We start from the raw sequence: 22,212 nt of genomic DNA on the forward strand, positions 1-22,212 counted from the left end.
GGGGAGGGGGGAGGGGGGAAAGGAAGCCCGGGCGTAGGTTGAGGCCATGGTGACCGGACCGCCCCTGCTGACCGCCGAAACCCTCGCCCGCATCGAGGCCGTCAGCCCGTACTTCGCGGTCGCGTCCGGGCCCCGCCCGGACGCGACCGCCTACCGCCCGCTGGCCGACCTCCACCAGGTGCCCGAGGTGCTGGACGCGTACGTGGACGAGGTCGGGCAGCGCCTGGGCACCGGCCAGCGCCGCGTCGCCGCCTCGACGCTGCACCTGGGCGTGGCCGCGCGCCTGTGGTCCGTCGCCCTGGGCGTCCTGGCGTTCACCGGCCGGGTGCCCGACCTCGCGCCGGAGCGGCTGCACTGGCGCCGGGTGGAGAGCGGCCCGCTCCCGCCGTGGCTGCCCGCGCCGACCGCCGTGCCCGGGCCTCCCGGCGAGGATCCTGCCGCAACCCTCGCCGCAACGGTCCTGCGGTCGGCCCTCGACCCGCTGGGCGCCGCGATGCGCACCCGGTACGGGCTCTCCGCCCACACCGTGCGCGGCAACGCCGCCTCCGCCCTGGTCGGCGCCGTCCGCATGCTGCGCACCCGCGCGGCCGACGCCCCGTACCCGACCCTGCCCGCGGCCACCGCGCTGCTCACCGCGGGCCCGCTCGCGACAGCCGGCGAGTTCACCCCCGACCCGATCACCTACCGCCGCCGCAACTGCTGCCTGTACTACCGTGTCCCGGGCGCCGGGATGTGCGGCGACTGCGTCCTCATCCAGGTGTGACCCCTCCGACGCTCGTGTCCGATTTCCGCCAGTCACCCTCGCTCCGATCCCGCAGACTGGACAGCGTGATCGACGACGACATCCGGTACCGGGCCGTGGACAGCAGGGACTCCCGCTTCGACGGGGTCTTCTTCACGGCCGTGACCACCACCGGCATCTACTGCCGCCCGAGCTGCCCCGCCGTGACGCCCAAGCGCGTCAACTGCCGCTTCTACCCGAGCGCCGCCGCCGCCCAGGGCGCGGGCTTCCGCGCCTGCCGCCGCTGCCGCCCCGACTCGGTGCCCGGCTCGCCGGAGTGGAACCACCGCGCCGACCTGGTCGGCCGCGCGATGCGGCTGATCGGCGACGGCCTGGTGGACCGCGAGGGCGTCGCGGGCCTGGCCGGCCGCCTCGGCTACAGCGCCCGCCAGCTGCAGCGCCAGCTCACCGCCGAGCTCGGCGCCGGCCCGATCGCCCTGGCCCGCGCCCGCCGCGCCCAGACCGCCCGGCTGCTCCTGCAGACCACCGAACTGCCCGTCACCGACGTCGCGTTCGCCGCCGGCTTCGCCTCCGTCCGGCAGTTCAACGACACCGTCCGCGAGGTCTACGACCGCACACCCAGCGGCCTGCGCGCCGAGGTCGCCGCCGGTCGCCGCACCTCCACCCCGGCCGGCGGACTGCAGCTGCGCCTCGCCTACCGGGGCGCCCTGGACGCCGACCACCTGATCGACTTCCTCGCCCTGCGCGCCGTGCCCGGCGTGGAGGAGGTCGTCCCCGGCGCGCGGCCGGGCGTGCGCACCTACCGGCGCACCCTCGCGCTCCCGTACGGCCACGGCATCGCCGAGGTCGACGGCCTGGCGCCGGGCGAGCCGCGCACCCGCGGTTGGCTCGACTGCCGCCTGCTGCTCGCGGACCTGCGCGACCTGCCGACGGCCGTCCAGCGGCTGCGCGTCCTCTTCGACCTGGACGCCGACCCGGACACCGTCGACGAGCAGCTCGGCGCCGACCCCGTCCTCGGCCCGCTGGTGCGCGAACGCCCCGGCCTGCGCTCACCCGGGCACGTGGACCCCCACGAGCTCGCCGTCCGCGCCGTCCTCGGCCAGCAGATCACCGTGGGCGCCGCCCGCACCCTCGCGGGCCGGCTCGCCGAGAAGTACGGCACGGCGCTGCCCGAGCCCAGCGGGGGCCTGCGACTGCTCTTCCCGACCGCGGCGGCCCTGGCCGCCGCCGAGCCGGAGGACTTCGCGATGCCCGCCGCCCGCCGCCGAGCCCTGACGGGCCTGTGCGCGGCCCTCGCCGAGGGCGCCGTCCGCCTGGACAGCGGCGTCGACCGCGAGGAGGCGGCCGAGCGGCTGCTGGCCCTGCCCGGCATCGGCCCGTGGACGGTCGGCTACCTCAGGATGCGGGCCCTCGGCGACCCGGACGTCTTCCTGCCGAGCGACGTGGGCGTCAAGCACGGCCTCGTCCGGCTCGGCGCCCCGGGCGACCCGAAGTCCGCCGCCCGAGCGGCCGAGTCCTGGGCCCCGTGGCGCTCCTACGCCGTGCACCGCCTCTGGGCCGGCCCCGCGAACAGCGCCAGCAACACCACCAGCAGCGGCACCAGCACCACCAGCACCGGAACGGAGACCGACGCAGCATGAGCACCACCGTCTACACCACCATGGAGAGCCCCTTCGGCCGGCTGCTGCTGAGCGGTGTGCTGCCCGAGGACGGCGGACCGGCCGCGCTGGCCACGGTCACCGCGCCCGGCCAGAAGTACGCCCTGCCCGAGCCCGCCGACGGGTGGGTGCCGGACCCGGAGGCCCTCGCCGAGCCGGTCGCCCAGCTGACCGCCTACTTCGCGGGCGAGCGCACCACCTTCGACCTGCCGCTCGCACCGGTCGGCACCGAGTTCCGCCGCCGCATCTGGGCCGCGCTGGACGAGATCCCGTACGGCACCACCGTCACCTACGGCCAACTCGCCGAACTGGCCGGCCAGGAGCCGCGCATGGTGCGGGCGGTCGGCGGAGCGGTGGGCGCCAACCCGCTGCTGATCGTGCGCCCCTGCCACCGGGTGCTCGGCGCCAACGGCGCCCTGACCGGCTTCGCGGCCGGGGTCGACCGCAAGCGCTGGCTGCTGGAACTGGAGAGCGGCACCCTCTTCTAAGCCCGGACAGCGCCTAGCCGGCTCTCAGGTCCACTCGCCAGTCGTGGCTGCGCATGAAGCGACCGGGCGGGAACTCGAACTCCGTCTCGCCGAGGAGGGTGAACCCGGCCTTCGCGCAGACCGCGTTGGAGGCGGGGTTGTCCACCGAGGGGAAGGCGTGCAGGTACCGGTGGCGGGCCTCCCGGCGGGCGGCGTCGACGGCGAGGCGGGTGGCGGCCACGGCGATGCCGAGCCCCTGGTACTCGGGCAGGACGTTCCAGCCCATCTCGTGCACCGTCCCGCCCTGCCACGTCCGGGTGCCGTAGCCGACCGATCCGACCGGCTCTCCGCCGGGCAGCAGCACGATCCGGTACATGCAGCCGATGCCGGAGGGCACGAAGTCCAGGTACCGGGCGTGCCGGACGAGCAGCTGCTCCTCGGTCTCGGGCCCGCCGACGTGCACCTTCACCCCGGGGGTGTTGATGCGGCGCAGCAGGGGGAGGTCGGAGTCCGTCCAGGGTTCGATCGTGATGTTCGCGAGGGTCATGCCGCTGGACGGTAGTGCCGCCGAAGGCCCGGTGACCACGGGTTTTCCGGTGGCCACCGCCTCAGCCGCCCGAGCCGCCCAGCCCCGAGCCGCCTCAGCTCTGGTCGGCGGCCCCGCCGCCCGGCTGGGCGAGGGCCTTGGCGAGCTGTTCCAGTGCGGGAAGCGCCTGGACGACGGCCGCGCGCTCGCCCGGTTCGAGGGAGTCGAGGGCGGTGGCGATGCGGCGTTCGTGGGCGTGCTGCCAGTCGTCGAGCTGGCGCCGCCCGGCCGGAGTGAGGGCGATGCGGGCGGTGCGGCGGTCCCCGGGGTCGGCCTGCCGGTCGACGAACCCGGCGTCGAGGAGTTTGCCGATCAGCCCGCTGACGGTGTTGGGGGCGAGCCGCTGCCGGGCGGCCAGTTCGCCGACGCGCAGTGGCGCGGCGGCGAGGGTCTGGAGGAGTTCGACCTGCGCCATCGGCAGGGACTCCCACGGGTAGTCGGTGCGGATGCTGCTGCGCAGGGCGCGGCGCAGCCGGGTGACCGTGTCGGTGAGGCGCCGGGCCTGTTCGAAGGCCGGGTCGTGGCCAGAGATGCCAGAGATGCCGGGGATGTCGGGGGTGCCGGGAGTACTGGGGGTGTCGGCGGTGCCGGTGGGTTCCTCTGGGTCTTCGGGATCTTCGGCGACGGGTTCGGGAACCTGTGGTGACGACGGCATGGCGGACAGCGTATCTCCTGGCGCGGACACCTCTGAGGCCGCGCCCACACCTCGGAAGGGCCCTTCGTGCCCGGGCCGTTCGGTCACTGTCCGTCGTCATGCGCACACGGCTCTGTCGCGCCTCGATCTACTCGCAGAAAGAACATATCTGCATCCGATATATTCGTGGCATGGACGCCACCGCTCTCGCCGCGCGACTGCTCACCGAGCGGCCCCGACCCCGCGGCATCGCCGGCTGGCGCCACGCCCACTGGCTGGCCGTCGGCACCGTCTGCCTCGGCGCCTTCCTCGGCCAGCTCACCGCCAGCGTCACCGCGCTCGTCTTCCCGGCGCTCGGGCGCCACTTCGACGCGGGCTTCGCCGCCGTCGAGTGGGTCGCCCTCTCCTACCTGCTGGTGCTGGTCGCCCTGCTCGCCCCGGTCGGCTGGCTCTCCGACATCGTCGGCCGCAAGACGATGTACCTGGGCGGCTTCGCCGTCTTCGCCCTGGCCTCCCTCGGCGCGGGCCTGTCCGGCAGTCTCGGCCTGCTGGTCGCCTTCCGGGCCGTCCAGGCGGTCGGCGGCGCGATGATGCAGGCCAACAGCGTCGCCCTCGTCGCGCGCGGCGTCCCCGAGCACGCGATGCGGCGCGCCCTCGGCATCCAGGCGGCCGCCCAGGGGCTCGGCCTCGCCCTCGGGCCCAGCCTCGGCGGGCTGCTGGTCGAGCACGCGTCCTGGCGCTGGGTGTTCTGGATCAACGTGCCGATCGGCGTGCTCGGCATCCTGGCGGGCTGGTTCCTGCTCCCGTGCACCCGCCCCGAAGGTGCGGCGGAAGCCCGACGCCCGCGCGACGAAGGCCGGTTCGACCTGCCGGGCCTGCTGCTGCTCACCGGCGCCACCACCGCACTGCTGCTCGCCCTGTCCACCGCCTCCGGCCTGCCGCTGCCCGGCTGGGCCGCCGCCGCGCTGCTGCTCGCCTCCGCCGGGTTCACCCTCGCCCTGGTGCGCCAGGAACGGCGCGCCGCCCGGCCGATCCTCGCGCCGGGCCTGGTCAACACCCCGGGGGTGCGGTCCGGGCTGGTGGTCGCGCTGATCGGCTACCTGCTGCTGTTCTGTCCGCTGGTGCTCGGGCCGGTGCTGCTCACCGGCGCGGGCGTGCCCGTGGCCCGCGCCGGACTGGTGATCACCGTCCTGCCCGCCGCCTTCGCCGTCGCCGCGACCGTCGGCGGCGCGCTGTTGCCGCGCGGCTGGTCGGACGTGATGCGCTGCCGCGCCGGAGCCGGGCTCGCCGGGCTCGGACTGCTGCTCTTCGCCCTGCTCCCCGTCCACGGCGCGGGCCCGGCCACGGCGGGCCCGCTGCTGCTCGCCGGGTACGGGCTGGGCCTGCTGCTGCCCGCCAACAACGCGCTGGTGATGCGGGCGATCCCGGCGCAGTGCTCGGCGGTCGGCGGCGGCATGGTCAACATGGCGCGCAGCCTCGGCACCGCGCTCGGCACCGCGCTGCCCGTCCTCGGTGTCCACCTGGCGGGCGCGCAGTCCGGTGGGCGGACGGTCCTGCTCGCCCTCGCGGCCGTCGCGGCCTCGGCGGTCCTGCTGACGGGGCCGGTCGCGGCCGGGCAGGCTCGCCGGTAGGCCCGCTCACGGTTGGGCCCGCTCGCCGTTAGGTCGGCTCGCCGCCCGCGGGCGTGACGGGCGCGATGTTCAGCGCGTCCTGGGCCCGGTTCAGGCCGAGCCGCACCAGCGTCTCCAGGGCGTCCGCGCATCGGTCCAACACCCCTGGCATCGCTGCCAGTTCCTCCTCCGAGAACCTTCCCAGCACGTAGTCCCCGACGCTCTCGCCCTTCGGCGGGCGACCGATGCCGAAGCGCAGCCGGACGAAGTCCCGGGTGCCGAGCACCTCGCCCACCGACCGGACGCCGTTGTGGCCGCCCGGGCCGCCGCCGCGCTTGAGCTTGCCGGTGCCGAACGCGAAGTCCAGGTCGTCCTGGACGACCACCAGCCGCTCCACCGGCACGCCGCGGCGGCGCATCAGGGCGGCGGTCGGGCGTCCGGCCCAGTTGATGACCCACAACGGCTTCGCCAGCAGCACCCGGCGGCCGTCCACCCCGATCTCGGCGACCACCGTGGCGATCCCGCTGCGGCGGAACCGGGCGCCGTGCCGCTCGGCCAGCCGGTCCACGGCCAGGAAGCCCGCGTTGTGCCGGGTGTGCCGGAACCAGGGGCCGGGGTTGCCGAGGCCGGTGATCAGCCAGGGGGCGTCGGAGGTCATGCGCGGTGCTCCGGAGGTGGACAGGCAGAGGTGGACGAGCAGAGGCGGACGGGCAGGGAAGCCGCGCGCCCCGGCCGCCGGGGATCATGCGATCGTGCGTGGCCGGGCTCAGGACGCGGGCACGCCGGGGGCTGCGCCGCGCTCCTTGAGCATGTCGGTCATCAGCTCGACCTCCGACTTCTGGGCGACCACCATCGACTGGGCGAGCCGCTTCTCGATGTCGTTCCTCGCCGCGTCGACGTAGCCCTGGGCCATCTCGACGCCGCCCTTGTGGTGCTCGATCATCAGCTGGAGGTAGAACACCTCCGCGTCGCGCCCGCTCAGCGAACGCAGCTTCGCCAGTTGGGTGTTGGTGGCCATGCCGGGCATCAGCGAACCGTCGTGGGCCTGGTACTCGTGGCCCATTTTCATCCACGCCATCGGCGCGGCGGTCGCGTGCTGGGACAGGCCCCACTGGTCGAGCCAGCCCATCATCATCCCGCGCTGGTTGGCCTGGGTGTTGATGATGTCGAAGGCGAGGGTGCGGGTCGGCTCGTCGGAGGTGCGGTCCCGGACGATGAACGACAGGTCCACCGCCTGCTGGTGGTGGGTCGCCATGTCGCGGGCGAACCCGGCCTCGGCCGAGTCGTCCGCCGGGACGGACAGCGAGGACGATCCGGAGGCCGAGGTCCCGCTCGCGACCAGCGCCGGCACGCCGACCGCCAGCGCCACCGCGGCGGCCAGGGCGGCCGGCCACCACAGGCGGCGCTTCGGGGCGTTCTCCTCCTGGACCGCGGCGTCCTCGGGGGCGGCGTCCTCCTCGCGGGCGGTCACATCTGCCCCATGGTGCAGGAGGCGCCGGGCTCCTGGGTCTGCTTGCCCTGGACGTACTTGGTGAAGAACTGCTCCACGCGCGGGTCGTCCGCCTTGTCGACGACCAGCTGGGTGCTCCAGGCGTTCAGGGTGATGGTGCCCTGCTCGTCCGGGTACGGGCTCATCAGCGAGTACGGGGTCTTCGTCACCTTGTCGGACAGGAGCTTGATGTCGTCCGGGGTGGCCTTGCCGTTGTACGTCACCCAGACGGCGCCGTGCTCCAGCGAGTGGACGGCGCGCTCGTTCTCCACCGGCTTGTCGTAGACGTGGCCCATGCAGTCCAGCCAGATCGCGTTGTGGTCACCGCCGACCGGAGGGGTCATCGTGTAGGTGACCTTCTCCTTGACGTGGTTGCGGGGCAGGTCGCCGAAGGTCTTCACACCGGGGATGTCCGCGTTCGCGGCGGCCTGGCGGTCCTGCTTCTTCTGGTTCTGGTCCATCACGATCCAGGTGCCGGTCGCGATCGCGCCGATCACCAGCACACCGGCCGCCACCGAGGCGATGATCTTGTTGCGGCGGTCGCGGCGCTGCTCGACGGCGCGCAGCTCGGCTATGCGGGCGCGGCGGTCGAGACCGGCCTGCTTGCCGCCGGACTTGTTGGACTGCTTCGAGGCGGAACCCATGGTGGTCGTCCTTCTCTATCGCCGCGAACCGGGGGCGGGCGCGGCGGTCGTCTGAGGTGGGAGGAGGTGCGGTCGAGTCCGCCGGCGGCGCCGGCGGGTCGGGGTTCCGCTCAGGACCGTTGGACCTGGAGCGCGTGCAGATCGGGCGCCGGGCGCGGACCGTCCAGCAGGCCGGCCCGCAGCACGCGTGACGGCGCCTCGGGCACCGCCGGGAGGAGCGTCACGGCGGGCTGCGGCTGGGGCGGCGGGTTCGGCAGCTGGGCGTCCTGCGGGCAGAACGGGTGGCTGGAGCAACCGTTGCCTGGGCGCTGCTCGCCGTCGGCGGTGCACAGGATCCAGTGGCCCTGGCCCTGGTCCTCGGCGTAGCGCCGCTGGTCCGCCGCGTGCGCGGCGCCTGTCGGGGTGCCGCTCCGCTGCGGGGCGCTCTGCTGCGGGTCGCCCTTCGCGGCCGTCACCAGGGTGACGGCGGGGGAGTGGGCCGGGGCCGGGTGGGCGGTGGCGTCCAGCGCCTTCGCCTGGCCCGCGCAGGGCAGCATCGTCAGCAGCGCGACCAGCAGCAACACCCACAGAGCGGCCGGGCGGCCCGCCGTCGCGGCCCTCCCCGGTCGGGGTGAGCTGGGGGCCGACGCGGTCATGCGGACATTTAATCAGCCGAACGAGTGAAGCGATGCCCCTCCCAGGCTGCCATTTTCCGCCGTCCCCGAGCCGGAACAGCCAGGAAACGGCCCGCTCCGGGTACATCCGGCAAACACGGACGGAACGGGCCGGAGGGGGCTCCGGAGCCCCCGGTGAACGGGCGGAGAAGCCCGAGATGAAAGGGCTGGTCGCGGCCGTGGCCGGGATGCTCCGGTCGGTGACCGGTTGTCGCCGAAACCCGGACACCGTCGTTGCACTTGGAGACAATGACGTCGAGCCCGGCCCGCCGGGGGCGGCGCGGGACCAAGGACGACCAGGAGCCGCCAGATGAGCAACCAGGGTGCACCCGCCCAGTCCCACCGGCCGGACGACGCCTGGTGGGAAACGGTCTACCAAGGCCCCGCGGGCACCCTCCCCGACACCCCCGACGCGGACCCGGGCACGGGCACCGTCGACGAATGGTTCGACACGGCTGTCGGCCTCATCGGCCGCCAGCGCACCGGGGAGCCGGAAGCGGCGACCGTGCCCGTCGCGAAGGTCCGGGACAGCATCGACGACTGGTTCGAGAGCGCGATCGACGTGATCGGCCCCGAGTACGCGCCCGAGGCCACCCACAAGTTCCCCGCCCCCTCCTTCGCCACCGACCCCCCGAAACCGGAACCCGTCTCCATCTCCCTGGAGAAGGCCCCACCCCCGGAGCCACCGAAGCCCGAGCTGGAACCGGAGCCCGAGCCGGAGCCCGAGGCCGTGGCCGCCGTCGAGCCTGAACTCGTGGTGGAGCCGGAACCGGAACCCGAGCCGCTGGTGGAACCGGAGCCCGAGCCCGTCCCTCCCACCGCCACCATTGCGGACCCGCGCGTCTCCCTCGCCCGCCCCCCGCTCGCCGAGGAGCCGCCCGCCGCACCCGAGCCCGCTCCCGAGCCCGGCCCTGCTCCCGCACCCTCACCCGAACCGCTTCCCCCCACCGCCACGATCCCGGACGCCCGCCCCGCCGCCACCCGCTCCCCGCTCGCCGAGGAGCCGCCCGCCGTCCCGCACGTCGGCGAGCGCCCCCCGACCTACGGGCCCGAGCCGACCGCCGTCCCCGAAGCCGACCCGTACGCACTCGGCCGGCTTGCCCCGGACACCGCGCTCGAGGGCGCCCAGTACGGCCCGACCGTGCTGCGCGCCGTCTCCGTCCGCGGCGACTCCGCGCGCTACCGGGGCGAGCCGCGCCGCGACACCCTCCTCGTCACCAGGTTCGGCGACGGCCCCGACGGCCTCCTCCTCGCCGTCCTCGGCAGCTTCGGCCGGACGGGCTCCGCCGACGAGCGGGCGGCGCAGGACGTCGCCACCGCCACCGGCGAAGCCGCCCGCCAACTCGCCGCCGCCGTCGGGCGCAGCCGCGACGGCCTGGCCGAGGACCTCCGCGCCGGCGCCCGCGACCGCCTCCGCTACGGCCTCCAGCGCCTCGCCACCAGCTCCGCCGCCCCGCTGCGCGCACTGGCCCCCGAAGCGGAAGGGGAGAACCCGGCCTCGCTGCACTGCCTGATGGTGTCCCTGGACCCGCAGGCCGGCTACCGGGCGGCCTTCGGCATCGGCCCGGGCGGGCTGTACCTGCTGCGCTCCGGCCACTGGATCGACGCCTACGCGGCCCGCCTCCTGCACCACCCGGACGGCCAGCCCCCCGCACCCGAGGCCCCCACCCCGGACCCGCGCCCCTTCCGCTTCCGCCTCGTCCCCGCCACCCCGGGCGACATCCTCCTCCTCTGCACCCCGGGCCTCGCCCGCCCCCTCGCCGACGAACCCGCCGTCGCCCACTTCCTCTCCTCCCACTGGGCCCACCCCCACCCCCCGGGCACCGTCGACTTCCTCCGCCAAGTCCAAGTCCGCGCCAAGGGCTACGCCGACGACCGCACCGCCGCCGCCATCTGGACGGAATAGCCACGCGCTTCCCTCCACACAGGAAGTCGGCCAGCCCGACTTCCTGTGCGACGCGCCACCCGGCACCCCCGGCGAACCACCCGCGCGGGAAGTCGACCCCGTCGACTTCCCACGCGGGGCACCGGGCGGATGCCGCCCGTGCCAAGTCGTCAGCGGAATGCGTGAGAAGTCGGCCAGCTCGACTCTCGTGCTGGGCGGGCAAGGCGCGGACGGCCGTCCGGGAGGAGTGGCCGGGCGGCGGATCGCGCGCAGGAAGTCGGCCGAGCCGACTTCCTGCGCGAGTGGATGCGAGAGCCGCGTGTCGGCAGTTGGTGTGCACGAGAAGTCGGCTCGGCCGACTTCTCGTGCTTGGGCGCCAGGTCGGGGCGGATGCTGACGGTCCATCGTGGGGTGTGGGCGTAGCGGCAGCCGGTGCGCAGGAAGTCGGCCGAGCCGACTTCCTGCGCTGGGTTGGGGGGCAGCATCCGGGGCGGGGGTGATCACGTGGTGCCGGCGACACGTGCCCCTGGCTCGCCGGCACGTGTGCGGGGCTGGGGTTGTGCGGCCGTGGCGGCCCGGGTGCGTGGGGAACGGGTGGGATCGGCGGTGGAGTTCGCCGAGTCCCTCGGGGGCATGGCGTCGCCGCCGCAGCTGCGGTTCGAGGGGGCTGACGGTCAGCTGCGCAGGAGGGCTGCGGCGGCCGTGGTGGCGTGGGTGAGGGTGGTGGGGTGGCGGGTGTCGGGGAGGCCGATGGCGAGGGGGACGGAGAGGCCGTCGAGGAGGGCGCGGAGTTGGAGGGCGCGGTCGGGGGAGGGGCCGGGGGTGAAGTGGCCGGTGGCGGTGCCGTCGTCGATGAGGGCGACGAGGTCGGCCTGCCAGGGGGCTTCGATCTCCTGCTGGCCCTGGCGGATCTCGGCGCTGGCGGGGGAGCGGCCCCAGACTTCGACCCAGAGGATCCACCGGGGGTCGCCGGGGCCTTCGGGCAGGTAGAGGCGCAGGTAGGAGTCGAGGCGGGCCCAGGGGTCGCGGGTGCGGTCGGCGAGGGCTTCGCGGCGGCGGGCGCCGAGTTGGTCCTCGCTCCAGCGCAGGGTTTCGAGGAGGAGCTGGTCCTTGCTGCCGAAGTAGTAGAGGAGGTGGCCGGCGCTCATCCGGAGCTGTTTGCCGAGTCCGGCCATGGTGAGTTTGGCGAGGCCGTGTTCGGCGATGGCGGCCCGGGCGGTGGCGTAGACCTCTTCGCGGGGGCGCGCGGGGCGGCGCGGGCGGGCGTCCGCCATGGGGCACTCTCCTCGGTGGTGCGGAGCGCGGAAGGCTACCCGGGCGGGAGCGCGTGCTCCCGCCCGGGGTGTCCGGGGGTCAGGCCCGGGGCTGCTGCTGGGTGATGCAGTGGATGCCGCCGCCGTTGGCGAAGATCTCGCGGGCGTCGACGAGTTCGACGGTGCGCCCCGGGTACGCCTCGGCGAGGACGGCGGCGGCCTGCTGGTCGCGCGGGTCGTCGAAGGCGCAGAGGACGACGGCGCCGTTGGCGACGTAGTGGTTGATGTAGGAGTAGTCGACGGGCTCGCCGTCCTCGTCCAGCAGGACGGTGGGGGCGGGCAGTTCGATGACCTCCAGCTGCCGGCCCCGGGCGTCGGTGGAGGCGCGCAGGACGGCGACGAGCTCCTGGCAGACGGCGTGGTCGGGGTGGGCCGGGTCGGGCTGGACGTGGGCGAGGACGACGCCGGGGCGCACGAAGGAGGCGACGATGTCGATGTGCCCGCGGGTGCCGAACTCGTCGTAGTCGCGGGTGAGTCCGCGCGGCAGCCAGATGGCCTTGGTGGTGCCGAGGTGGGCGTGGAGTTCGGCCTCGACCTCCTCCTTGGTCCAGTCGGCGTTGCGGCCCTCGCCGAGCTGGACGGTCTCGGTGACGAGCACCGTGCCCTCGCCGTCGACGTGGATGCCGCCGCCCTCGTTGATGAGCCGGGAGGCGAAGCGCCGGACGCCGGTCAGCTCGCCGATGTGTTCGGCGATGTGCTCGTCCTTGTCCCAGCGGGCCCAGGACTGGGCGCCCCAGCCGTTGAAGATCCAGTCGGCGGCGGCCACCGAGCCCTGGCCGTCGATGAGGAAGGAGGGGCCGATGTCGCGCATCCAGGCGTCGTTGAGGGGCCGTTCGACGATCTCGACCTGCTCGGAGACGTACTTGCGGGCCTCCGCCGTCTCCCCGGTGTTGACGATCAGTGTCACCGGCTCGTACCGGACGACGGTGTCGGCGACGGCGGCCCACGCCTGGCGGGCGGCGTGGAGCTGCTCGGGGGTCTCGAAGGTGGGGTTGGGGGTGGGGAAGGCCATCCAGGTGCGCTCGTGCGGGTGCCATTCGGCGGGCATCCGGTAGCCGAGGGAGGCGGGCGTGGGGGTGGTCATCGTCAGGTCCTAAGGAAACGAGGGGATCGAACGAGGGGATCAGAGGAAGTAGAGGCGGCTGAGGGAGACGCTGTCGGCGGGTTCGGAGCGCAGCGGCGAGCCGTCGAGGGAGACGAGGCCCGTCTCGGTGACGTCGACGCGCCCGGTGCGGGCGTTGCGCACCATGTCCTTGGGCCCGATGCCCCGGGTGCCGCGGACGCCGACGCGTCGGCGCCGGGTGGGCAGGCCGTCGGCGGGGCGGTCGGGGGAGGCGGCGTCCGCGGCGGCCCGGGCGACGAAGGCGACGGAGATGTCGGCCGCGGTCGCGCCGTGGGCGCCGAACTGCGGGCCCAGGACGAGGGGTTCGCAGCGGTCGGTGGAGGCGTTGGGGTCGCCGGTGACGCCGTACGCGGGGAAGCCGGACTTGAGGACGAGCTGCGGCTTGGCGCCGAAGTGGTCGGGGCGCCACAGCACGATGTCGGCGAGCTTGCCGACCTCGATCGAGCCGATCTCGTGCGAAAGTCCGTGGGCGATGGCGGGGTTGATGGTGAGCTTGGCGATGTAGCGCAGCACCCGCGCGTTGTCGTCGCCGCCGGCGACGGTGCCGAACCCTTCGTCGAGCGGGCCTCGTTCGGCCTTCATCTTGCCGGCCGTGGCGAAGGTGCGGCGCACGGTCTCCCCGGCGCGGCCCATGCCCTGGGCGTCGGAGGAGGTGATGCCGATGACTCCGAGGTCGTGGAGGACGTCCTCGGCGCCCATCGTGCCGGCGCGGATGCGGTCGCGGGCCATGGCGGCGTCGCCGGGCAGGTCGGTCTTGAGGTCGTGGGCGGAGACGATCATGTCGAAGTGTTCGCCCAGCGCGTCCCGGCCGAAGGGCAGGGTGGGATTGGTGGAGGAGCCGATGACGTTCGAGACCCCGGCCATCTTCAGCACGTTGGGGACGTGCCCGCCGCCGCAGCCCTCGATGTGGAAGGCGTGGATGGTCCGCCCGTCGAGGACGCGGAGCGTGTCCTCGACCGACAGGCACTCGTTCAGCCCGTCGGTGTGCAGGGCGACCTGGACGTCGTACTCCTCGGCGACGCGCAGCGCGGTGTCCAGGGCGCGGGTGTGCGCGCCCATGTCCTCGTGCACCTTGAATCCGCAGGCGCCGCCCTCGGCGAGGGCCTCGATCAGCGGGGCCTCGTCGGAGGAGGAGCCCCGGCCCAGGAAGCCGATGTTGACGGGCCAGGCGTCGAAGGCGTTGAAGGCGTGGCGCAGCGCCCAGGGGGAGTTGACGCCGACGCCCCAGACGGGGCCGAACTCCTGGCCGATGATCGTGGTGACGCCGGAGGCGAGCGACGCCTCCATGATGCGGGGCGACAGCAGGTGGACGTGGGTGTCGACGGCGCCGGCGGTGGCGATCAGGCCCTCGCCGGAGACGATGGTGGTGCCGGTGCCGACGACCACGTCCACGCCGTCGAGGGTGTCCGGGTTGCCGGCCCGGCCGATGGAGGCGATCCGGCCGCCGATCAGGCCGATGGAGGTCTTGCGCACGCCCTGGACCGCGTCGATGACCAGCACGTTGCTGATCACCACGTCGCAGGTGTCGCGGACGGCGGCGGCCTTGAGGTGCAGGCCGTCGCGGGCGGTCTTGCCGAAGCCCGCGAGGAACTCCTCGCCGGGCGCCTGGGAGTCGGACTCCACGCGGACGATCAGGCCGGAGTCGCCCAGGCGGATGCGGTCGCCGGTGCGCGGGCCGTGCACCGAGATGTAGTCGTGCGGGGTGAGTGCGCTCATGAGGGCATCTCCGCGTCGTCGAAGCCGGTCAGGTAGCCGGTCGCGCGGGCCTTGGCGAGGGCGGCCTCCTTGGCGCCGGGCGCGTCCAGGGGCCCGTCCACGAGCCCCGCGAAGCCGATCGCGACCCGGGCGCCGCCGATCGGCACCAGGCCGACCTCGACGGTGGCGCCCGGGTCGAAGCGCACGGAGGAGCCGGCGGGGACGGCCAGGTGGGTGCCGTAGGCGGCGGCGCGGTCGAAGGCCAGGCGGGGGTTGGCCTCGAAGAAGTGGAAGTGCGAGGTGACGGAGATCGGCACCTCGGAGGTGTTGTGGACGGGGAGCAGCAGGCTCTCCTCGACCGGGTCGTAGCCGGCGCCGTCGCCGAGGAGGGCGCCGCCGGGGGCGTCCTCGCCGAGGGAGCCGGCGCCGCGGAAGGGGTCGTTGACGACGGCGAGGCGGGTGCCGTCGTCGAAGACGGCCTCGACCTGGACGACGGTGACGACGTCCGGTACGCCGGGCAGCACGTCCTCGGCGCTGAGCACGGAGCGTCCGGCCTCGATGGCCTCGGCGAGGCGGCGGCCGTCGCGGGCGGCCTCGCAGACGGCGTCGGCGATCAGGGCGGTGGCCTCGGGGATGTTGAGGCGTACGCCCCGGGCGCGGCGGGCGCGGGCCAGTTCGGCTGCCGTGAAGATCAGCAGCCGGTCCCGCTCGGTGGGGGTCAGTCGCACGGTTCCTCGCTCGCGGTCGCCGGGGAGGGGGTCGGCTCGGGGCCTCGGGGGCCTCGGGGGCCTTGGGGGGAGCCTCGGGACGCTTCCGGGACGATGTTAGAACGGCGTTCAAACATCTCGGGTCATTGAACCCGGCCGGGGGCGCCCTGTCCAGCGTTGCCGCTCCTCGGGCGTTCGGCTTGTCGGGGAGCGGGCGGGGGTGAGGAAAGGGGCGCGGGAGCGGGCGCACGGCCGGGACGGGCGCCGGGTGTGCGCGGGATCGAGCGGAGGGGGGCTCGAATGCAGCCCCCGTGCTTCGCAAACCTGTCCGGCGCGGGCAGTTGGATCACGCGGGCCTCCCCGTGCCCCTTTCACCCCAGGTGATCGGACGCACACTGTTGCAAACGCCGTCAACTGGGCATGAGGATGGGTGGCCAGAACGAGCAGGCCACCCGGCCGGCGGGGGATTCCGGAGGCGGGGGGCCGGATTCCCAGGGCGGGGGCATGTGGTGATGGACGGTCAGTCGCGATTCCCGCGGCAGCGGACGGGCTCGGGCGACGCCTATCGGTCCGGCCCTGTCCAGGGCACGGCCGGCGGTACGGGGACGGCCCTGCCGGGGGTCTCCGCCCCCGGGTGCGCCCTGCACCGCCGCCTGCACCTGACGCTGGAGCCGGCGGATCTGGTCGCGGTCGGCTCGGTGCGCCACCGGCTGCGCTCGGCGCTGAGCCACTGGGGGGTGCCGGAGCTGTCCGACACCGCCGAGCTGCTCTCCTCCGAGCTGGTGACCAACGCGCTGCTGCACACGGGCAAGGGCGCCGTCTTCGACGCGGTGCTCGGTACGGAGAACCGGCTGCGGATCGAGGTGCAGGACGGCGCGAGCAGGCTGCCCGGCCGCCGCCGCGATCCGGGCTCCGAGTACGCGACCTCCGGGCGGGGCCTGCTGCTGGTGGAGGCGCTCGCCGACTCCTGGGGGGTGCAGCTGCGCGGGGAGGGCAAGGTCACCTGGTTCGAGCTCGCGATGCCCTGAGAGCGCGGTGCCCTGAGAGCCCGGTGCCCTGAGAGTGCGGTGTCCTGAGAGTGCGGCGTCCTGAGAGCCTGAGGTCCTGAGAACCCGCCCGGACCGTCGCAGTGGCCCGGATCACGCATTGCTTCGCCGTCGAAGCAACCCGTGAACAGAAGGCTGAACGGAAGATTTCCGCCCCGTTGCCATTGCCGCTCGGCCGAACATTGGACAGGATGGTGGGAATGTGTGTCCACGGTCGGGAAGCAGCGGGGAGACCGAGCCTCGACTGACCACCGCCCGTCGTACCCACCCGATCCAGCACGACCCACCACATCGCCTCGCGGCCCGTTCCGGACGGCCGGCGCGGTCCGTCACGGCAGCGGCAGGAGCAGCATGCCCACTGAGCCCGAGTCGCCGGGGCCGGCGCTGCCGCCCGGCGTGTCCGCCGAGCCGCAGCCCGTCGGCCGCACCGCGACGCCGCAGTCCGCCGACCGGGCCCGCCCGCCCGCGCAGTCCGCCCGCCGCGGCTCCCAGCGGATGCCCCCCAACCTCGCCTCCGCCCGTCTGGCCCCGGTGCTCTCCGGCGGACTGCCGTCCGCCTCCGCCGACACCATGCCGGACTGGCTGGAGCCCGCGATGGCCGCCAACGGCATCGGCTCCTTCGACTGGGACATCCGCCGCGACGTCCTGGAGGGCGACCAGCGGGCCTGCGCGATCATCGGGCTGGACACCGAGAAGAGCCACTTCGACCGCACCTCCGCCTCCTTCCTCGCCCTGCTGCACCCCGAGGACGCGCCCGTGGTGCGCCGCCGCGTCGAGCGCGCGGTGGCGGAGCTGGGCCAGTGCGGCGCGTACTACCGCACCATCGGCCCGGGCGGGGGCCTGCGCGCCGTCCGCTTCCGCGGCCGGGTGCTCGCCGACGCCTTCGGGCGCGCCTCCCGGATGGTCGGCTTCGTCTGGGACGCCACCGTCGAGCTGCACAAGCGCGACCACGCCGACCGCATGGCCATGCTGCGCGAGGAGCGCTCCCGCTTCATCAAGGAGGCGGCCCGCGCCCTCTCCGAGGCCGTCACCGTGCGCGACGTCGCCCGGGTGTTCACCGAGCTGCCCCTGCCCGGACTGCCGCCGGACGGGCTGGTGCTCGCCTCCTTCGAGGCCGGACGGGCGCGGATCCTCGGCGCCTCCGGCTACCGCCCCGAGGGCCTCGCCATCTGGGACCGCACCCTGCTGCCGCACGGCCACCCCGCCTCCGAGGCGCTGCGCCACCGTGCGCCGGTGTTCATCTCCACCCGCGAGGAGTTCAGCGAGGGCTACCCCGACGTGTGGGAGCCGACCAAGCGCAACGGCAAGGGCTCTTGGGCGTACCTGCCGCTGGTGGCCAGTGGCCGGCCCATCGGCATCTGCGTGGTCAGCTTCGACGACGAGCGCGAGCTGGACGCCGACGAGCGCACCCTGCTGACCACCCTCGGCGGGCTGGTCGCCCAGTCCCTGGCCCGCGCCCGGCTGCACGACGCCGAGCACGAGCTCGCGGCCGGCCTCCAACGGGTGATGCTGCCGCGCACCGTCCCGTCCGTCCCCGGCGTGACCACCGCCGTGCGCTACCTGGCGGCCGGCTCCGGCCTGCAGATCGGCGGCGACTGGTACGACGTCGTCCCGCTGCCCGGCGGGCACGTGGGCCTGGTGATCGGCGACGTCCAGGGCCACGACGTCCACGCCGCCGGGATCATGGGCCAGCTGCGGATCGCGCTGCGCGCCTACGCCGCCGAGGGCCACCCGCCCGAGGCGGTGATGGCCCGCGCCTCCCGCTTCCTCGCCGACCTGGACACCGACCACTTCGCCACCTGCACCTATGCCGAGGTCAACGTCGACTACGGCGTGGTCTACGCCGTGCGCGCCGGCCACCTCGACCCGGTGGTGCGCCGCGCGGACGGCAGCGTCGCCGTGGTGCCCGTCGCCGGCGGGCTGCCGCTGGGCATCGACCCCGACCAGGAGTACCGCGTCACCCGGTTCAGCCTCGACCCGGGCGAGACCGTCCTGCTCTGTACCGACGGCCTGGTCGAGGCGCGCGGCATGGACCTGGACGAGGGCATCGGCCGCCTGGTCCGGGCCCTCGCCCGCCCCCTGCCGGACCCGCGGACGGCCCACCGCGACCCGCTGGAGGAGCTGGCCGACCGGATCGCCTCCCAGGCCGCCGACTCCAGCGAGCGCGAGGACGACATAGCGCTGCTGCTCCTGCGCTGGGACGGCCCCTCGGGCGGGCTCGCCGCCCAGCAGCTGCGCCGGCGCATCGGCCAGGCGGACCTGGCGCGGATCTCCGAGGTCCGGGCCGAACTGCGCGACGCGCTGAGCCGCTGGGGCGTCGCCGAGTTCATCGACACCGCCGAACTGCTCTCCTCCGAACTGGTCACCAACGCCATCCGGCACACCGACCGGGACGCCATGTTCACCGCCCGGCTCTACCGCGAGCCGGTCTCGGACGGCGGCCGGGCACGGCTGCGGGTCGAGGTGGAGGACGAGTCGGACCTGTGGCCGACCCGCCGCACCCCCGGCGAGCAGGCGTCCTCCGGGCGCGGGCTGATGCTGGTCGAGGCGCTCGCGGACGCCTGGGGCGTGGAGCCGCGGGGCTCCGGCAAGCGGATGTGGTTCGAGCTCAGCGGCACCACGGCCGCGTAGGGGAGTGTCCCGGGGCCGCGGCGGAACTACTTCCGTAGTGGCACTACATCCGTAGTCGAGCCGCCCCGGACCGTGCCGCACTGCTCCGGACCGCTTCGGACTACTTCCGTAGTGGCACTACGGAAGTAGTCGGCCCGCCCGTCCGCTCACCGGAGACGCCTCCGACCCGCGGCTAGCCGAACTGCTGCTCGAGGTCCTTGAGCTTGCGCTCCAGTTCGTTCAGCCGGGGCAGCGTGACGGTGTCCTCGTCGACGGTGAGGTCGATGGTGCGCCGCTCCGGACGGGCCGGGAGGCCCGGCTGGACGACCGCGCCCTCGGCGGCCCCGTCCGGCGCCTCGCCGACGGGGTCGGACTGGCCCGCCTCGACGGCCCGGGGCGCGGCCGGCCCGCCGGCTATGGCGGGTTCCGAGCCGGACTCCAGCTGCCGGGCGGCGGAGGCCGTCCCGCGCCCCCGCCAGGCGCCGTTGCCGCGGTTGATCGCCCGGATCTCGGCCCGCTCGCGGCGGCCCGCCAGCTTGCGCCGCTCCTTCTCCAGCGCCCGCTCCCGCTTGTCGTCGCGGACCTCGTCCACCGCCTCGTCCAGGCTGCGCACGCCCTCGAGCAGCATCAGCGACCAGGCCGCGTACGTCTCGCGGGGGGCGCGCAGCCAGCGCACGATGCGGATCTGCGGCAGCGGCCGGGGGACGAGCCCCTGTTCGCGCAGCGCCGCCCGGCGGGTCTGCTTGAGCGCCCGGTCGAAGAGGATCGCCGCGGACATCGACATGCCGGAGAAGAACTGCGGGGCGCCGGCGTGGCCGAAGCCGCGCGGGGCGTGGACCCAGTTGAACCAGGCCGAGGCGATGGCGAACACCCAGACCAGCAGGCGGGATCCGAGGGCGGCGTCGCCGTGGCTGGCCTCCTCCGCCGTACAGGGATTCCTTGCGCCGGCGCCGTTCCTCGGCACGCTCCCAGGAATCCGTCCCGCCGGCGGGGGAGGAGCCCCGGCTCCGGGCCAGGGCCACCAGGAGGGCGCTGACCAGCAGCCCCGCCACTGCGGTGACGGCCCAGCCGAGCGGTATGTCGGACAGTTTCATCGCCGGAACCAGCCTCGCTTTCTGCGTCGCGCTTCCTGCATCGTGATGTGCGCCGTGATGGCGGGGACCATCATGGCCGATGCTCGGGGGGCGAATGACCGATTCACCGTCAATGCGCTGAGTAGAGGGATTCCTGACCTCGAGTCGAGCGGATTGTCATATGAATTCGGCAGCGGGAATTCCCGGAATTCCGGGCTTTTTCGGTTTCGGCTCGGACGGATTTTCGTCAACCGCGCATGACGCGGGGGCAGCCGCCGCACATGTCCCGGGGAGCCACGGTGTAGACGAGGCAACAGCTGGCCCGGGAGCGGGCGCAGTCGGAGGGAGCGCCGCCGCAGCCGGGCGCCGGGGCCGCGAAACCGGCGCCCGGGGTGAAGGGGGAGGGCGCCGGAGCGGGGCCGCCCGACGCGCCGGGCGCGCCACGGGCGGGTGCGGGCGCCAGCAGCGCGGAGAGCTCGTCGCGCGCCCGCTCCGCCTCGCCGAGCAGCCCGCCCGCGTACCAGAGCCCCTCCACCACCGCGTCGGTGGCCATCGCCCACAGCACCCGGGGCCCGCGCCGCACCTCGGGCCGGAAGGCGGCCAGCAGTGGGGTGAGGAACCTGTCCAGCGCGCACCGCAGTTCGGCCGCCAGCGCCCGCGCGTCGGGGGCGGTCCGGGCGGCGGAGGCGGCGGCCGGATCGTCCGGCAGGCAGACGAAGGCCCCCGGGCGGACCGTCAGCTCCGCCGAGCCCGCGCCGCGCCGCAGCGCGACGTCCCCGGGCCCGGCCAGCGGCACCCGGCGCTCCAGGAACCACGGCAGGGTGAACACCAGCGACAGCGGCCAGACGGCCCGGTGCAGCCCGAACCCGGCCGCCACGTCCGGTCGCAGCGGCCGCCCGTAGCGGGCGAGGCCCTGGCGGGCGTCGTGGCCGATCAGTTCGCGCAGCGCCTCGGGCCGTTCGGTGAGGTCGGCGACGGTGAACCAGCCGCCGCCCGAGCGGGGCGCGCCCGGGCGCACCCTCAGCACGGGGGAGAGCGCGGCCAGCCGGTGGTACGCGGCCGCGCCTGGGGCGTGGAGATCGGGCGCGAGGGCGGGAGTGTGCGCCGGGGTGGTGCGGGGGGCGCACGGCACGGGGCCGGGCCGGGTGCTGCTCGCGGTCATGGTCGTGCCCCATCGGGTCGACCGGGGCCGCGCATGGGGCCCGGTGGTGCCCGCCGCGCCGAACCGGGCCCGCCGGGCCCGGCCGGACCGGGGCATGGCGGTGCCCGGGGAACGGCAAGGCTGAGACCGACCGGCGAATGGGGGGCGGTGTCGCGACGCCCATTCGCCGGTCGGTCCAACCTGGCCGGAGCGCTGCTCGCTCCAGCCAGGTTAGCCTCACCTTAGCTGATGGTGTCCGGAGTCTCGCTCCCGATGCGTCCGTCCGGGGGAGGCCCCGGCGCGCGCAGGGCGCTCAGCTGGCGCGCGAGCCAGACCGGCACGCCGCCCAGGGCGTGCACCAGGCGCGTCGCCTCGGCGCGCAGCCGGGCGGCCTCCGCCGGCTCGGAGACCTCGGCGAGCGCCGCGAGCGCCGGCGCCACCCCCACCGTGAAGCCGAGTTCCTCGCGCAGCCGCAGCGAGGCGTCGAAGCCCTCCCGGGCGCGGGAGCGGTCCCCCCGGGAGAGCGCCAGCGCGGCCAGGTGGCGCCAGGTGTAGGAGCGCAGGAGCTCGTCCCCGCGCTCCCCGGCGGCGTCGTGCGCCCGGCGGTAGGCGATCCAGGCGGCGCTGCGGTCGCGCAGCAGGTTCTCGGCGACCAGCCCCCGCCGGAAGTCCAGCAGCGGACGGCCGGGGGCGTCCGGCGGCAGCAGCGCGGAGGTGCGGCCGAGCGCCGCCTGCGCCTCGTCGAGCCGGTCGCGCGGGCCGAGCACGCTGGCCAGGTAGGCCAGGAACCCGCGGGCGCAGGCCGCGGCCGCGCGCTGCTCGGTGCCGGCCGCGAGTGCCTCCGCCAGCCGTAGCGCCTGTTCGGCCTGTGTCCAGTTCGCGGCGGTGAACAGGCACTGTTCGATGAGGAGTTCGGCGCGGCCGAGGGCGGCCGCGGGGTCCTGTTCGGCGGGCGCGCGCAGCAGTTCGGCGGCCTCCTGCCAGCACCCGCGTGACCGCAGCCGCCACACGGTGTCGCCCGGTTCCTCCGCTGCCCGCCCCCGCCCGTCCGGGCCACTCGGGCTCCATCCGTGCTCCGACAACGCCACCTCCTTGTGTGCGCCATCCAGCAGGGCACGGACGCGAAGGCCCGCGCT

General features: G+C 74.8%; 19 protein-coding genes and 1 pseudogene. 7 read left to right on the top strand and 13 right to left on the bottom strand.

What is annotated here, in order from left to right:
- Positions 1–46: 46 nt before the first annotated feature.
- From IH61_RS0137315 to IH61_RS0137325, 3 genes are all read left to right on the top strand, one after another.
- Positions 47–763, top strand: coding sequence for a (2Fe-2S)-binding protein (locus IH61_RS0137315; RefSeq protein WP_031078354.1), 717 nt, complete (start codon positions 47–49; stop codon positions 761–763).
- A 65-nt stretch (positions 764–828) separates the two neighbouring features.
- The gene (locus IH61_RS0137320) at positions 829–2,382 is read left to right on the top strand and encodes a DNA-3-methyladenine glycosylase 2 family protein (protein ID WP_037973877.1); all 1,554 of its coding nucleotides are present in this window, start codon (positions 829–831) and stop codon (positions 2,380–2,382) included.
- Positions 2,379–2,888 carry a methylated-DNA--[protein]-cysteine S-methyltransferase gene (locus IH61_RS0137325; protein WP_031078358.1) on the top strand — a complete coding sequence of 170 codons (510 nt, stop codon included), beginning with the start codon at positions 2,379–2,381 and terminating at the stop codon, positions 2,886–2,888. Before IH61_RS0137320 ends, IH61_RS0137325 begins: the two co-directional genes overlap by 4 nt.
- 13 nt (positions 2,889–2,901) lie before the next feature.
- On the opposite strand, the gene IH61_RS0137330 is transcribed toward IH61_RS0137325, so the two are convergent.
- Positions 2,902–3,414, bottom strand: a complete 513-nt coding sequence (locus IH61_RS0137330; RefSeq protein ID WP_031078361.1) for a GNAT family N-acetyltransferase — start codon at positions 3,412–3,414, stop codon at positions 2,902–2,904.
- Between the two features lie 94 nt (positions 3,415–3,508).
- Complete coding sequence (locus IH61_RS47970) at positions 3,509–4,108, bottom strand: MarR family winged helix-turn-helix transcriptional regulator (RefSeq protein ID WP_078911690.1); 600 nt, start codon at positions 4,106–4,108, stop codon at positions 3,509–3,511.
- Positions 4,109–4,278: 170 nt separating this feature from the next.
- Here IH61_RS47970 and IH61_RS0137340 point away from each other — a divergent pair, with 170 nt between their 5' ends.
- A complete protein-coding gene (locus tag IH61_RS0137340; RefSeq protein WP_037973878.1) occupies positions 4,279–5,718 on the top strand; it encodes an MFS transporter in 1,440 nt (479 codons plus the stop codon).
- Between the two features lie 28 nt (positions 5,719–5,746).
- On the opposite strand, the gene pth is transcribed toward IH61_RS0137340, so the two are convergent.
- From pth to IH61_RS0137360, 4 genes are all read right to left on the bottom strand, one after another.
- Positions 5,747–6,355 carry an aminoacyl-tRNA hydrolase gene (pth, locus tag IH61_RS0137345; RefSeq protein WP_031078367.1) on the bottom strand — a complete coding sequence of 203 codons (609 nt, stop codon included), beginning with the start codon at positions 6,353–6,355 and terminating at the stop codon, positions 5,747–5,749.
- 108 nt (positions 6,356–6,463) lie between these two features.
- Complete coding sequence (locus IH61_RS0137350; protein WP_234327502.1) at positions 6,464–7,168, bottom strand: DUF305 domain-containing protein; 705 nt, start codon at positions 7,166–7,168, stop codon at positions 6,464–6,466.
- Positions 7,165–7,830 (bottom strand): DUF3105 domain-containing protein, encoded by a 666-nt coding sequence (locus IH61_RS0137355; RefSeq protein ID WP_031078371.1) that lies wholly within the window; start codon positions 7,828–7,830, stop codon positions 7,165–7,167. The genes IH61_RS0137350 and IH61_RS0137355 overlap by 4 nt, the downstream gene beginning before the upstream one ends.
- A 110-nt stretch (positions 7,831–7,940) precedes the next feature.
- Entirely contained in the window at positions 7,941–8,465 is a 525-nt protein-coding gene (locus IH61_RS0137360; RefSeq protein ID WP_158845760.1) for a hypothetical protein, read from the bottom strand.
- Between the two features lie 328 nt (positions 8,466–8,793).
- Here IH61_RS0137360 and IH61_RS0137365 point away from each other — a divergent pair, with 328 nt between their 5' ends.
- Complete coding sequence (locus IH61_RS0137365; protein WP_051838676.1) at positions 8,794–10,389, top strand: protein phosphatase 2C domain-containing protein; 1,596 nt, start codon at positions 8,794–8,796, stop codon at positions 10,387–10,389.
- Between the two features lie 653 nt (positions 10,390–11,042).
- On the opposite strand, the gene IH61_RS0137370 is transcribed toward IH61_RS0137365, so the two are convergent.
- From IH61_RS0137370 to IH61_RS0137385, 4 genes are all read right to left on the bottom strand, one after another.
- Positions 11,043–11,642 (bottom strand): TetR/AcrR family transcriptional regulator, encoded by a 600-nt coding sequence (locus tag IH61_RS0137370; RefSeq protein WP_031078378.1) that lies wholly within the window; start codon positions 11,640–11,642, stop codon positions 11,043–11,045.
- 79 nt (positions 11,643–11,721) lie between these two features.
- The gene (locus IH61_RS0137375; RefSeq protein WP_031078380.1) at positions 11,722–12,765 is read right to left on the bottom strand and encodes an agmatine deiminase family protein; all 1,044 of its coding nucleotides are present in this window, start codon (positions 12,763–12,765) and stop codon (positions 11,722–11,724) included.
- Positions 12,766–12,804: 39 nt separating this feature from the next.
- Positions 12,805–14,520 carry an urease subunit alpha gene (locus tag IH61_RS0137380; protein ID WP_031078383.1) on the bottom strand — a complete coding sequence of 572 codons (1,716 nt, stop codon included), beginning with the start codon at positions 14,518–14,520 and terminating at the stop codon, positions 12,805–12,807.
- Positions 14,517–15,227, bottom strand: a complete 711-nt coding sequence (locus IH61_RS0137385; RefSeq protein ID WP_031078386.1) for an urease subunit gamma — start codon at positions 15,225–15,227, stop codon at positions 14,517–14,519. Before IH61_RS0137385 ends, IH61_RS0137380 begins: the two co-directional genes overlap by 4 nt.
- 491 nt (positions 15,228–15,718) lie before the next feature.
- Between IH61_RS0137385 and IH61_RS0137390 the strand changes: the two genes are divergently transcribed.
- Both IH61_RS0137390 and IH61_RS0137395 read left to right on the top strand, forming a co-directional pair.
- Positions 15,719–16,234: an ATP-binding protein gene (locus IH61_RS0137390; RefSeq protein WP_107057338.1), complete on the top strand. Its 516-nt coding sequence runs from the start codon at positions 15,719–15,721 to the stop codon at positions 16,232–16,234.
- 369 nt (positions 16,235–16,603) lie between these two features.
- Complete coding sequence (locus IH61_RS0137395) at positions 16,604–18,883, top strand: ATP-binding SpoIIE family protein phosphatase (RefSeq protein ID WP_051838677.1); 2,280 nt, start codon at positions 16,604–16,606, stop codon at positions 18,881–18,883.
- Positions 18,884–19,055: 172 nt separating this feature from the next.
- Here the strand turns inward: IH61_RS0137395 and IH61_RS42125 are convergent.
- The 3 genes and pseudogenes from IH61_RS42125 to IH61_RS42130 all read right to left on the bottom strand — a co-directional run bounded on the left by IH61_RS42125 (position 19,056) and on the right by IH61_RS42130 (position 22,158).
- A pseudogene (locus IH61_RS42125) lies at positions 19,056–19,956 on the bottom strand (DUF2637 domain-containing protein).
- Positions 19,957–20,182: 226 nt separating this feature from the next.
- Entirely contained in the window at positions 20,183–21,097 is a 915-nt protein-coding gene (locus IH61_RS0137405) for a (2Fe-2S)-binding protein (protein ID WP_078911691.1), read from the bottom strand.
- Positions 21,098–21,318: 221 nt separating this feature from the next.
- Positions 21,319–22,158 carry a hypothetical protein gene (locus IH61_RS42130; protein WP_051838678.1) on the bottom strand — a complete coding sequence of 280 codons (840 nt, stop codon included), beginning with the start codon at positions 22,156–22,158 and terminating at the stop codon, positions 21,319–21,321.
- Positions 22,159–22,212 lie beyond the last annotated feature (54 nt).

It is taken from the genome of Streptomyces sp. NRRL WC-3742 (assembly GCF_000720635.1).
GTDB lineage: Bacteria > Actinomycetota > Actinomycetes > Streptomycetales > Streptomycetaceae > Kitasatospora.

What these genes read in the sequence shown, in the direction of transcription:
- IH61_RS0137365 (WP_051838676.1), top strand. Translation starts at nt 8,794, where the DNA reads ATGAGCAACCAGGGTGCACCCGCCCAGTCCCACCGGCCGGACGACGCC.
- pth (WP_031078367.1), bottom strand. Translation starts at nt 6,355, where the DNA reads ATGACCTCCGACGCCCCCTGGCTGATCACCGGCCTCGGCAACCCCGGC.
- IH61_RS0137315 (WP_031078354.1), top strand. Translation starts at nt 47, where the DNA reads ATGGTGACCGGACCGCCCCTGCTGACCGCCGAAACCCTCGCCCGCATC.
- IH61_RS0137405 (WP_078911691.1), bottom strand. Translation starts at nt 21,097, where the DNA reads ATGACCGCGAGCAGCACCCGGCCCGGCCCCGTGCCGTGCGCCCCCCGC.
- IH61_RS0137330 (WP_031078361.1), bottom strand. Translation starts at nt 3,414, where the DNA reads ATGACCCTCGCGAACATCACGATCGAACCCTGGACGGACTCCGACCTC.
- IH61_RS0137325 (WP_031078358.1), top strand. Translation starts at nt 2,379, where the DNA reads ATGAGCACCACCGTCTACACCACCATGGAGAGCCCCTTCGGCCGGCTG.
- IH61_RS47970 (WP_078911690.1), bottom strand. Translation starts at nt 4,108, where the DNA reads ATGCCGTCGTCACCACAGGTTCCCGAACCCGTCGCCGAAGATCCCGAA.
- IH61_RS0137360 (WP_158845760.1), bottom strand. Translation starts at nt 8,465, where the DNA reads ATGACCGCGTCGGCCCCCAGCTCACCCCGACCGGGGAGGGCCGCGACG.
- IH61_RS0137375 (WP_031078380.1), bottom strand. Translation starts at nt 12,765, where the DNA reads ATGACCACCCCCACGCCCGCCTCCCTCGGCTACCGGATGCCCGCCGAA.
- IH61_RS0137380 (WP_031078383.1), bottom strand. Translation starts at nt 14,520, where the DNA reads ATGAGCGCACTCACCCCGCACGACTACATCTCGGTGCACGGCCCGCGC.
- IH61_RS0137355 (WP_031078371.1), bottom strand. Translation starts at nt 7,830, where the DNA reads ATGGGTTCCGCCTCGAAGCAGTCCAACAAGTCCGGCGGCAAGCAGGCC.
- IH61_RS0137390 (WP_107057338.1), top strand. Translation starts at nt 15,719, where the DNA reads ATGGACGGTCAGTCGCGATTCCCGCGGCAGCGGACGGGCTCGGGCGAC.
- IH61_RS0137340 (WP_037973878.1), top strand. Translation starts at nt 4,279, where the DNA reads ATGGACGCCACCGCTCTCGCCGCGCGACTGCTCACCGAGCGGCCCCGA.
- IH61_RS0137395 (WP_051838677.1), top strand. Translation starts at nt 16,604, where the DNA reads ATGCCCACTGAGCCCGAGTCGCCGGGGCCGGCGCTGCCGCCCGGCGTG.
- IH61_RS0137370 (WP_031078378.1), bottom strand. Translation starts at nt 11,642, where the DNA reads ATGGCGGACGCCCGCCCGCGCCGCCCCGCGCGCCCCCGCGAAGAGGTC.